The organism is Parasphingorhabdus halotolerans (assembly GCF_012516475.1).
In the GTDB taxonomy this organism is placed as follows: Bacteria; Pseudomonadota; Alphaproteobacteria; order Sphingomonadales; family Sphingomonadaceae; genus Parasphingorhabdus; species Parasphingorhabdus halotolerans.
In genome coordinates this window covers 2,894,070-2,905,739 of sequence record NZ_CP051217.1, presented here as the reverse complement: position 1 = coordinate 2,905,739, position 11,670 = coordinate 2,894,070, and the positions used below count along the sequence as shown (strand labels likewise).

Sequence of the window (11,670 nt, the reverse complement as noted above, 5' to 3'; positions counted from 1 at the left end):
GCATAAGAAAAGCGGGTTAGGGACAGAGGTGCAGTCAAAGCCATGATTTCTTATAGGGCGCTTTGCCATCACGAAACAAGCGCAGGCCGGCATAAGCCGCCATCAAAGCCAGCGTGAACCAGGTTATCGCATAGATCAAATGATTGTTTGGAAAGGCAATCACGGTCAGCCCACCAATCGGCACAGTCCGCGCGCTGGCACTGGCATTGCCCGCACGACCAGGCGGCGGCGGCCCGGCCGCCGGTTCCGATCCTGCTGCAGCATCGATGAAATATGGCGCGGCCCCGGTCAGGCGCTGCGCTTTAGCAATGGCGGCGACATCGCGGGAAAACCAGCGGCCAGAAGTCGGATCATTGGAACGCAGGAAACCGCCTCTGGGTTCGCTGATCCGCAGCGGGCCGGTTATAGTTTGCGGCCCCGGCGGCGGCGCGGCAAGCCCGCCAGTAGACCCGTTGGCAATGGACCCGTTTGCAGCGGCTCCTTTGGCAGCGGAATCGGCAATAAAACCGCGGTTTATAAGCACCGTAAAACCCTGATCGGTAGCAAGCGGGCTGATGACCCAGAAGCCACTGCCATAGGCTGTGACAGCTTTTGCCAACACGGGCTGCACAGGCAAAAAGCGCCCGCTGGCTGTCACTGGCAGATATTCGCTGTTATCCGCCGTGATCCCGGCCCAGGCGCTTGGCCCAGGCGCTTGGGCAGGCGCACGATGAACCCGGGCATCGACCCGCGCGATCAGCGCCTCTTTCCATTGCAAGCGCTCGACCTGCCAAATGCCAAGGCCGCAAAGCAGCACAAAGCAAAGGGTAATTAGCGCCAGCCAAGGCGCTTTTTTGCGCGCAGGATTGCGGCCAGCTTTATGCAAAGTGGGCGTCATTGCGCGAGCTGTTGCATGGCCTCCTGCGTCATCGGCGGCATCATATTTGTGTTCATATTATACATCACCCAGATCGAACCCGAGAGCGTGATCACCACAAAAATCGCAGTAAAAACCAGCGCCAAGAGCGACCAGCCCCCTTCGACACGCGCGTTCATGTGCAAGAAGTACACCATGTGCACGACAATCTGGATGACGGCGAGGCCAAGAACGGCAAGGACCGTGGCCGAGGTGCTGCCGAGCGCGCCAGTCATCACCAGTGCGAAGGGAATGATGGTAAGCATAGCCGCCAGCACAAAGCCAGTGACGTAGCCCTTGAAGCTACCATGCGGGGCGCCGTCATCATGGCCATGCGCGCCATGCTCATCATTGGTTGCAGGCATATTGCTCATCAGACCACTCCCATCAAATAGACAAAGGTAAACACGCCGATCCAAACGACATCAAGGAAATGCCAGAACATGCTGAGGCACAGCATCCGCCGCTTGTTGGCGCGGGTCAGCCCGTGGGTCAGCGTTTGCCCCATCAGCGTCACCAGCCAGATAAGGCCAAAGGTGACATGCAGCCCGTGCGTGCCAACCAAGGTGAAAAAAGCGGACCAATAAGCGCTGGTTTGCGGGGTGACGCCTTCGCCAAAAAGATGCGAAAATTCATAAAGCTCAATGCCCAGAAAGGCGAGGCCAAACAGGCCAGTGATCGCGAGCCAAAGCAGCGTTGCGCCCTTTTTCCCCTGCTCCATCACCAGCATGGCAAAGCCATAAGTGATCGAGGAAAAAAGCAGCATGGCAGTGTTCACCGCCACCAGCGGCAGCTCAAACATCTCGCGCGGCCCCGGCCCGCCGGCAAAACTCTGGCTGGAAACCGCAAAGGTCGCAAACAAGACCGCAAAGATGAGGCAGTCGCTCATCAAATAGATCCAGAAGCCCAGCATCGTGCTGTGTCCTTCGGGATGATGCGGCTCCTCGGCCAGATGATAAACCGGCTTATCGCCGTTGAAAAAAGAGTCTTGTGATTGGAGATTCATGGCTTCAACCCTGCATAGCGAGCGCTTCTGTGCGCAGCCCCTCAACCCGCTCGACATCGGCCTGCGGAATGTAAAAATCGCGATCGTAAATAAAGCTGTAGAAAATGGCGGCAGCGATAATGGCAAAGAAGCTGCTGCCCGCCAGCCACCAGATGTGCCAGACCATGGCAAAGCCAAAGGCAACGCTGAGCGCGGCATAGACCAGCCCGATTGCGGTGTTTTTTGGCATATGGATCGGCGCAAATCCGTCCACCGGTCGCTGATAGCCATTGGCCTTCATATCCCACCAGGCATCATTGTCATGCACCACTGGCGTGAAGGCGAAATTATATTCGGGCGGCGGCGAAGTGGTGGCCCATTCCAGCGTGCGGCCATCCCACGGGTCGCCGGTTGAATCCCGGTTTTGCGCGCGGTCGCGGATGCTGACGAAGAATTGCATCGCCATGGCAGCAATGCCCAGCGCAATGAGCGCAGCGCCAAAGGCCGCAACGAGGAAGAAGGGCTGCAAGCTGGGATCATCAAAATGCTGCAAACGGCGCGTGACGCCCATCAGGCCCAGCGCATACAGCGGCATGAAGGCAAAATAAAAGCCCGCAACCCAGCACCAGAACGAGCGTTTGCCCCAGACCACGTCCAGCGTGTAGCCAAAGGCCTTTGGCCACCAATAAATGATGCCCGCGAACATGCCGAACAAGACGCCGCCGATGATCACATTGTGGAAATGCGCCACCAGAAACAGCGAATTGTGCAGCACAAAGTCCGCTGGCGGCACCGCGAGCAACACGCCCGTCATCCCGCCAATGGTGAAAGTGAGCATGAACGCGATTGTCCACATCATCGGCAGCTCAAAGGTAATCCGGCCGCGGTACATGGTGAACAGCCAGTTGAAGATTTTGGCGCCCGTTGGGATCGAAATGATCATGGTCGTGATGCCGAAAAACGCATTGACACTGGCGCCCGATCCCATGGTGAAGAAATGGTGCAACCACACAAGATACGCAAGAATGGTGATGACCACGAGCGCATAGACCATCGAGGAATAGCCAAACAAACGCTTGCGTGAGAAAGTCGCGACGACTTCCGAGAACACACCAAAGGCCGGCAAAATCAGGATATAGACCTCGGGATGGCCCCAGATCCAGATGAGGTTGACATACATCATCGGGTTGCCGCCAAGCTCGCTAGTGAAGAAATGCGTGCCCGCATAGCGATCAAGGCTGAGCAGCGCGAACACTGCGGTTAGCACAGGGAAAGCAGCAACAATCAGGACGTTGGTGCACAAAGCGCTCCAGGTGAAAATGGGCATTTTCATAATCGTCATGCCCGGGGCGCGCATTTTAAGGATCGTCGCAATCAAATTGACACCAGACAGCAAAGTCCCCACTCCGGCGATCTGCAGCCCCCAGATGTAATAGTCCACGCCCACATCCGGGCTGGCCTCAATTCCTGACAGAGGCGGCATGGCGAGCCAGCCGGTCTGCGCATAATGGCCAACAAACAAGGAGATCATGGTGAGGATAGCGCCCGCAGCCGTCATCCAGAAGCTGACATTGTTCAGCATCGGGAACGACACATCGCGCGCGCCGATTTGCAACGGCACAACATAGTTCATCAGCCCGGCGACCAGCGGCATGGCGACAAAGAAGATCATGATCACGCCATGCGCAGTAAAAATCTGGTTATAATGTTCGGGCGGCAGATAGCCCTCATTCGGCCCAAAAGCCATGGCCTGCTGCAAGCGCATCATCATGGCATCAGCAAAGCCGCGCAGGAACATCACCAGCCCAAGGATGATATACATGATGCCGATTTTCTTGTGATCGACGCTGGTGAACCAGTCCTTCCAGAGCATTGTCCAGGCTTTGGCATATGTAATATACGCCAATAAGGCGATGCCGCCAATCGCCACCACGGCAAAAGTCGCCAGCACAATCGGTTCGTGCAGCGGCAGCGCATCGATCGTCAAGCGCCCAAAAAACGGACTGGTAGCAGGAATTTCATTGGTCATGGCAATTGTCCAAAATCAAAAAGTCGATCATTCATGGGCAGCTCCCCTTGCGGGCAGCGCGGCTATTTTCTGTTCGCGGGATATTTGTCTTCCGCAGCATATTGGGCACCGCGCAGGCGGCGCGTCGGTGACTGCGCTGGAGCTGGATCGGCGCGCATCATATCGGCCATGCAGCGCTGACCCGGAGCGACGCATTGGTTGACAATGGCGGTGTAAAGCCCCGGAGATACCGAAGAAAAGCGCATGACGGGCGCAGCCTCGCTTGGTTTTGCCAAGGCTAAATAGGATGCGCGGTCCAATGATTGTCCGCCCGCCTTGCCCTTCGCTACCCAGCGATCAAACTCGGCGTTGCTGAGGCCATGGAAGCGGAAGCGCATTTTCGAAAAGCCGCTGCCGCTGAAATTGGAGCTAAAGCCTGCAAAATCACCGGGCTTGTTTATGACTGCATGCAGCTTGGTTTCCATCCCGGGCATGGTGTAGATCATCCCTGCCAGCGCCGGGATATAAAAAGCGTTCATCACGGTGGAGGACGTCAAACGAAACGCAATGGGGCGATCAACCGGCGCGGCCAATTCATTCACTGTCGCGATCTGATATTCAGGGTAAATGAACAGCCATTTCCAATCGAGCGAGACGACCTGCACCTCCAGCGGCTTCACATTTGCGGCAACCGGGCGATTGGCATCGAGCCGTTCAATCGGCCGATAGGGGTCCAGCTTGTGCGTTTCCACCCAGGTGACGGCGCCAAGGCAGATGATGATCAGCAAGGGCGCGGCCCAGATCACCAGCTCCAGCGCAGTCGAATGATCCCAATCGGGCTGATAATCCGGATTGGCATTTTGCTTGGCGTAGCGCCGCGCAAACAGGACCGTCAGGGCCATTACTGGAATGATGATGAGCAGCATCAGCACAGTTGCGATGACAATGAGGTCGCGCTGCTGCGCTGCAACATCACCCGAGGGCGAGAGCACCACAGCCTGACAGCCACCCAAAATGCCCATGAGGCAAGCAGCGGGAACCACACGCTTTGCGGCGCGAAACGGAACGGGGGAGTCGAACAAATCTTTCATGCGGATCAAATAAGCGTTTATGTTGCGCTGTGACATTGGACAATTTGTCCTATCCCGCGCACGGGGCTTTTGGCTTAATACGGCATCCTAAGAACCGCCCCTGCGTATAATGCGCTCTTTGCAGCATGGGGCAAGCAGAGTAGACAAAAAAACCATGACCAAAACCGCCAAAACCCAGCCAGCCACGCTGGAGCAAGATGTTCAACGCATCAACAGCCGCGATCATAGGGTTCAGCCGGGCGAAATCGCAATTGGCGTTATCATTGGCCGCACATCCGAATTTTTCGACTTTTTTGTGTATTCGATTGCCTCGGTGCTGGTCTTCCCTGCGCTGCTCTTCCCTTATGTCGACCGCATGACAGGCACCCTTTATTCCTTTGCGATTTTCGCGCTCGCTTTTATCGCACGGCCCGTCGGATCGGTCATTTTCAACGCGATTGACCGCTATTATGGCCGGGCCGCCAAGCTAACAACCGCGCTGTTCCTGCTTGGCACTGCAACTGTGTCGCTTGCCTTTCTGCCGGGATATGCAGCCGTTGGTTCGCTGTCTGTCGTCATTCTTGCGCTGTTGCGCATCTGCCAGGGCCTGGCCCTGGGGGGCGCATGGGATGGGCTGGCCTCGCTGCTGGCGATCAACGCGCCTGTCAAGCGGCGCGGCTGGTATGCAATGATCCCGCAATTGGGCGCGCCCATTGGCCTGATCGTCGCCAGCGGCCTCTACGCCTTTTTCGTCGCCAATCTTTCGGCTGCAGATTTTCTGAGCTGGGGCTGGCGCTATCCTTTCTTCGTTGCCTTCGCCATCAATGTGGTGGCGCTGTTCGCCCGGTTGCGCATTGTCAGCACGCCGGAATATGCCGCCGCGTTTGACAATCGCGCACTTGAGCCCGCGCCAGTGATGGAAACAGTGAAAGCCGAAGGGCGCAACATCATAATCGGCGCCTTTGCCCCATTGGCCAGCTTCACCTTGTTCCACATGGTGACCGTATTCCCCCTGGCCTGGATATTCCTTTATACAGACGAAGTGCCCTCCCGCTTTTTGATGATTATGGCGGTAAGCGCGATTTTCGGCATCGGCGCAGTGATTGCCTCGGGCATTTTGGCCGACCGGGTGGGCCGCCGGTTTCTCTTGAGCCTGTGCGCGGTCGCCATCGCCATTTTCAGCGGGTTCGCGCCACAGTTGTTGAGCCTTGGCCAAGGCGGCGAAATTGCTTATATGATCGTGGGCTTTGCGCTGCTTGGGCTCTCTTTTGGCCAATCATCGGGCGCAGTAGCCAGCAACTTTGCCGGGCATACCCGTTACACCGGCGCTGCACTCACCTCCGACCTTGCCTGGCTTTTGGGCGCAGGCTTCGCTCCGCTTGCCGCGCTGGTTCTGGCCAATAGCTTCGGGCTTCTGGCCGCCGGCGGGTATCTCCTCTCTGGCGCCTTGGTTACTCTGGCTGCGCTGTATATCAACAAAGAGCTCGCACAAATGCAGTGAAAATTTTCATGAAAAAGCCTCATCGCGGCTTCGTGTTTATCGACAAGCCATTGACCAGCTATCAGCGTCATCGTGCAGGAATGGGAAGGGCGCAGCCAAGCCGATCAACAGGGGCGTCGAGGGCGCATTCTGGGATTCATTCACTAGAACTACCAAAGAGGTATAGGTCATTATCGCAGAGAACAAAGAGCCGCCTTCCAATTCGGCGGCAGCAGTCCGCTATGAATGGCTTGCCGGAAATGAGGCCCGACCCTGCGACTGAGTTGGTTTCATTCCTGAGGCACCCAGCAGCTCATGCTAAAGCTCGAGATAGGCTTTCTCCAGACTACACAAAGCAAAGTCATCGACGCTCGCAGCCAATTACGAACCGACGGCAGCTTGCCGCCTCTCGGGCGGAATAAGAGACTGTCGGCAGCGTCGAACATTGCTGCCAATTCGATTGAGCTAATCTGCTGTCAGCATCAAGTTGTTTTGCATAACTGATTGCAAATCAGAGATCGAATGGAAGTAGAAACTGAGCCCGTTTCCGATACGGCGAATCAACAATGAAGTGATTCGCAAATTTCCGTATCGGTCGCAGATATTCCTCTTTTAGGAATCGAACCTGTTTACTTTTTGTTCCTGATGGTACGACCGATGGACGAGCCTCCAAAATGCTCTATTTATATTAACTATTACAATCACATAAAGAAGCAATTCGATTCCCGTAGGGTCACCATTTTTCCGGAAACAGATAGCATCCGGGGGATGCAATCCCGGAAAAATCCCGAGCGTGAGCGAAGGGTCTCAGGGCTCCATCCAGACGGATTGACCTTCAAGCTATCACCCCAACCACCTTTTCATCTCGTCATATAAACTCCTTTCGTTGGAATTGACGCGCACAAAACTGCTGGCTTTGGTTGACACCAACCGCATATTTTATTTTCTGTGTCCTTTGCCTGTATCCTACGGAAAAGCGGGACCGGATAGCTGCGGTCAGCCCACAATGTGTGACCTTCTGCAGCGACCCTGCCCGCCCGGCTCGCACTGGTTGCGGGAGGAGACCAGCGCCCTGCCCACCCTACGTAATAATATTACAAAGTTTAGGAAAGTGAGCCTTACTCGTGCGCGCGCCCGCGCGCGTTGCAAGAAACGTTCCCAACATTTGGGCGGGCATCTGGTGCGGCGTCGGAAGAAGCGCGGCGGCTGGCGGGTTTGGGTTGAACATGCGATGGCTCATGGGGCGAGCATGGCATGGGGAGTGGTGTGTAGGAAAGGGTGTTGGATTTCTGTAGTTAGTTAAGCGGTGAAACTTCACCATATAGCTGTATCAAATGCTCAGATGACATATCCAGAATCGGTTCGTACATGAACGAGTTTATATGGATATTCTCTGGTGTCATTAAGTTGACTTTTTCCATGAGTTTAATGTCCTCGTCAGCACTTGCATCAGTGCTAAACTGACTTTTAAACCGCCCGATCAGCTTTCCTGTCTGGTTTTTAATGATTGAGCCAACAAAAGCTTCATCTGCAATTTTCTCAATTTAGTATTCCTCTGCCTTAAGCTTAATCGCAATTGATAGTGTGATATTTGCTTCGAGCGACGCGTCTACCCCTAGCGTCTTCATCTTCTTCTCACCACGATGGCGATATTTGACCATTCAGGTATCCCGAAATCAATGCCGTTCATTTTCGAGTAGCCGCGAATGCTGGCAATCCCGGCCAGCGCGACCATAACAACGTACACAACAAGCTGCACCAGCGCATGAGTACTAGTTGCACCTATTCTGAGCTGCCCAGTCTTCAAACGTGATAATGCTGTTTTCTTGCAGCGTTCTATATGACCTTATCGACCTCGGCTGGTTTGCGGTCATTGAATATCTTCAGTAATTCTCCAGCGCGCTGATCGCTCAGCCCCTCCTTGGCGGGTGGGAAGATATCATTTTCCTCTTCTTCCATATGATGTTCGAGTTCGTGCTTGAGCGTTTTGAACCGGGTCAGCCAGCCGGTGTCGTCAAAAGGTTTTTCAGATAGTTCTTCGAATATGTCGTCCGCTTCCTTATGCTCGGCCACCGAATGACGGCCCTTGTCCTGCAAATCAGGCCTAGAGAGCATCTCGGCATACAGCGACTGTTCCTCGGCATTGGCGTGGGCCGACACATCAATGCGCAATTGCTCGAAAGCTTCCCTGCGTTCCTTGCTGTCGCCGCTGGTGTCGGCAACTCTGGCCAGCATTTCGCGATGGCGGTCATGATCTTGCTTGAGGCGGGTAAAAATATCACTCATGTCTGTCTCCGTTTGTTCGTCTCTAACCCGAATTACGCTCGAGAACGAAAATAGTTGCGTTTTCGGATGAAGGATCAGCGGACGGCATTCATCGCGGCGGAAAGATCGCGGACCAGCTTTTCATATTCAATTTCCTGACCGGCTTTATCAGGAATTCTGAGGATATAGGAGGGGTGCGCTGTTATCATCAGAAGGCTGTGCTCAGCATGTTCCAGCAATTCACCGCGGGTTCGCGAGATTGTGACCGATTTCCCGGTCATGGCCCGCGCTGCAATTGCGCCAAGCACCACGATGATGTCCGGTTTGACCAGTTCGCATTCCTGTTCGAGCCACCAGCGATAATGCTTGATGTCAGCAAGTGATGGCGTCTGGTGAATCCGGCGTTTCCCTTGCTGTACATATTTGAACCGCTTTACTGCGTTGGTGAGATAGGCGGCTTCGCGGCTGATGCCTGCTCGCGCCAAGGCCCTGTCTAGAATTTGCCCGGCGGGACCGACAAAGGGGCGTCCGGCAAGATCCTCCTGATCGCCCGGTTGTTCACCTATCAGCATGATGCGGGCATCCCATGGCCCTCACCGAAGACCGCGTTAACAGCAGAGTTCTCGCTGATTGATCGGGTATGCGTAGCCATTTCTGCATTCAGCGCTTCGAGCGACGCCGGCTTGGTGCGGTGTTCAACAGTCGCTTCATCGCCCAGCACGAGTTGCTGCTCTTCTTTCTCCATCATCTGCTGAACCATTGCTCCAGACTTTTTGATCAGCGATGGAATGAGCGCTGTCTCCGGCAAGTTATGCCAGTATTTGACCGGCATCTCGGATTTCATCGCCCGCGTTTTCAATCGGGCCGGATTGAAAATATTGCGGTAATAAGTGGACCATTCCTGCTCTACTGCATCGTCCGTCGGCACATCCTGCTTGCAGCCACCCGGACCATTAATCAAAGACTTTCCATCCCAAGAAAGGCTGGCTTCGGGCGTAACGATGATCCAGTCCATCCCGGTGAAACGGTTACGGAAGAAAGGGCCGACGGCTTCGACAATATGATGGTCTGGCTCAAACCATGCGATAAATTGTTCACGGTTTTCACGGAGTCCTGTTTTCCGAAACCGGACAAAGGCATGCATTTTGTGAATATCGCGCCGCACCGATTTGGCGTAGGCGGATAGGCGTTTCCCATCGCTGTCCGCCGGATTTTGATAAATTTTGGGCGCGTGGCGCATCCGGAACAGCAAGCGGTATGCGAGATCAAACCGATCCTCATTGCGGTGCAGCAACGCGGTATTGATCAGCCGCAGACATTCTTTGGCGACACGAAAATCGGACGTGCCAGCTGCTGTTGATAATTTTGGCGGCTCGGCCACGCCAAAATCAAACTGGCTATTGTTCGCTCGGCTCCGCACTGTCCAGTCGAGCTGTTCCGGCGGTATATTATTAACTAACAGCGTGCGCGCTTCCTCTCGCCAGCCCGCAATGTCAGTTTCGTTTTTCACTTCAATACGATATTGTTCGGTCGGCGTTAATGATGATGAACAGTCTGCAGGCATGTCAGCTACTGAATAGGTCAAGCTGCTTTGGTGGTGGTTTCAGTCGGTCGTAAAGGCTCAATGAATCGAGCTGGTTTCCAGGATTCCAGTCGGTTAGAGTAACGAACGGCAGAATTTTCTTCACCGATTGGCAAATATTTTCCAAATCGCGCAATCGCAACGCTGAAAATCGGCGGGCTCGGAGGATTTTTCCCACGCCGGTTGTGCCCAAACCCGGCACCCGTAGGAGCTTTTCCTTTTCTGCACGGTTGATATCGACTGGGAATTGCGCCCTGTTCTGCAACGCCCAGGCCAGCTTGGGGTCAATGGACAGGTCGAGATGCCCGGTCTTCGCGCCCGACATGATCTCATCTACCGAAAAACCGTAAAAACGAAGCAACCAGTCGGCCTGATACAACCGGTGTTCGCGCATCAGCGGCGGCGCCTTGATTGGCAAACTCCGGCTTGCATCGGGGATAGGACTAAAGGCTGAATAATAAACCCGCTTCAGGCCAAATTTTCCGTAAAGACTATTACTGGTTCTGAGGATTTTTCCATCATCGGATGCATCAGCTCCGATAATCATCTGCGTGCTGTGACCGCCCGGAGCAAATATGGGAGCCTTACGCGAGATTGTGCGTTCGGCTTTTGCTTCACTGATTTTGTTGCCGAGACCGGCCATGGTTTTCCGAATCAGTTCGCCATTTTTTTCGGGGGCTAGTCTGGCGATGGATTTGTCATCGGGCAGCTCGATATTAATCGACAATCGGTCAGCATAGCGTCCCGCTTGTGCCAGCAGATCGGGATCAGCCTCCGGAATGGTCTTCAAATGGATATAGCCGCTAAACCGGTGGGTGGTTCGCAGGTGCCGGGCGACCTCCACCAATTGCTCCATCGTATAGTCGGGACTGCGAATAATGCCCGATGAGAGGAACAGACCCTCAATATAATTGCGTTTGTAAAAATCCAGCGTCAGGTCGACGATTTCCTTCACCGTGAAGGCCGCCCGGCGGACGTTACTCGACGTGCGGTTTACGCAGTAGAGGCAGTCAAACATGCAATAATTGGTCATCAGGATTTTGAGCAGCGAGATGCAGCGCCCATCCGGAGCATAGCTGTGGCAAATGCCCATTCCGCTGGTCGAACCGATACCGCCGGACTTTAATGAATTTCTCCTGGTAGAACCGCTCGATGCGCAGGACGCGTCATATTTGGCAGCGTCGGCGAGAATCGCCAGTTTTTCAGCTCGGGTGAGTTTGGACATTACTCTTCCTTAGCAAATGTTCTGTTTATGTTCTATAACATATGTTAGGAGGGTGTTTGTCTTTCAGGCGTCGCGCTTTTTTTTGGAAATTTTAAGGCGGGAGCGACGGCATCACAGATGGTATTCACTGTCGGGACAGCAGGAAATGTTGCGAATTATG

10 protein-coding genes are annotated in these 11,670 nt (G+C 54.6%); 1 reads left to right on the top strand and 9 read right to left on the bottom strand.

The window, feature by feature from the left end; all coding sequences use genetic code 11:
• Positions 1-34: 34 nt before the first annotated feature.
• The 5 genes from HF685_RS14275 to cyoA all read right to left on the bottom strand — a co-directional run bounded on the left by HF685_RS14275 (position 35) and on the right by cyoA (position 5,015).
• Positions 35-877: an SURF1 family protein gene (locus HF685_RS14275; protein WP_168820563.1), complete on the bottom strand. Its 843-nt coding sequence runs from the start codon at positions 875-877 to the stop codon at positions 35-37.
• On the bottom strand, positions 874-1,269 hold the full coding sequence (gene cyoD, locus HF685_RS14270; protein ID WP_211051232.1) for a cytochrome o ubiquinol oxidase subunit IV: 396 nt from the start codon (positions 1,267-1,269) through the stop codon (positions 874-876). Before cyoD ends, HF685_RS14275 begins: the two co-directional genes overlap by 4 nt.
• A complete protein-coding gene (gene cyoC, locus HF685_RS14265) occupies positions 1,269-1,901 on the bottom strand; it encodes a cytochrome o ubiquinol oxidase subunit III (protein ID WP_168820562.1) in 633 nt (210 codons plus the stop codon). Before cyoC ends, cyoD begins: the two co-directional genes overlap by 1 nt.
• Positions 1,902-1,905: 4 nt before the next feature.
• A complete protein-coding gene (gene cyoB / locus HF685_RS14260) occupies positions 1,906-3,909 on the bottom strand; it encodes a cytochrome o ubiquinol oxidase subunit I (RefSeq protein ID WP_168820561.1) in 2,004 nt (667 codons plus the stop codon).
• A 62-nt stretch (positions 3,910-3,971) separates the two neighbouring features.
• Positions 3,972-5,015, bottom strand: a complete 1,044-nt coding sequence (cyoA, locus tag HF685_RS14255; protein ID WP_425500164.1) for a ubiquinol oxidase subunit II — start codon at positions 5,013-5,015, stop codon at positions 3,972-3,974.
• Between the two features lie 118 nt (positions 5,016-5,133).
• Between cyoA and HF685_RS14250 the strand changes: the two genes are divergently transcribed.
• Positions 5,134-6,459: an MFS transporter gene (locus HF685_RS14250; protein WP_168820560.1), complete on the top strand. Its 1,326-nt coding sequence runs from the start codon at positions 5,134-5,136 to the stop codon at positions 6,457-6,459.
• Between the two features lie 1,815 nt (positions 6,460-8,274).
• Here HF685_RS14250 and HF685_RS14245 read toward each other — a convergent pair.
• The 4 genes from HF685_RS14245 to HF685_RS14230 form a co-directional block, all read right to left on the bottom strand.
• Entirely contained in the window at positions 8,275-8,724 is a 450-nt protein-coding gene (locus tag HF685_RS14245) for a hemerythrin domain-containing protein (RefSeq protein WP_168820559.1), read from the bottom strand.
• Between the two features lie 74 nt (positions 8,725-8,798).
• Positions 8,799-9,275: a UdgX family uracil-DNA binding protein gene (locus HF685_RS14240; RefSeq protein ID WP_168820558.1), complete on the bottom strand. Its 477-nt coding sequence runs from the start codon at positions 9,273-9,275 to the stop codon at positions 8,799-8,801.
• Positions 9,269-10,288 carry a TIGR03915 family putative DNA repair protein gene (locus tag HF685_RS14235; protein ID WP_168820557.1) on the bottom strand — a complete coding sequence of 340 codons (1,020 nt, stop codon included), beginning with the start codon at positions 10,286-10,288 and terminating at the stop codon, positions 9,269-9,271. The genes HF685_RS14240 and HF685_RS14235 overlap by 7 nt, the downstream gene beginning before the upstream one ends.
• Positions 10,269-11,510 carry a putative DNA modification/repair radical SAM protein gene (locus HF685_RS14230; RefSeq protein WP_168820556.1) on the bottom strand — a complete coding sequence of 414 codons (1,242 nt, stop codon included), beginning with the start codon at positions 11,508-11,510 and terminating at the stop codon, positions 10,269-10,271. The genes HF685_RS14235 and HF685_RS14230 overlap by 20 nt, the downstream gene beginning before the upstream one ends.
• Between the last annotated feature and the right edge of the window lie 160 nt (positions 11,511-11,670).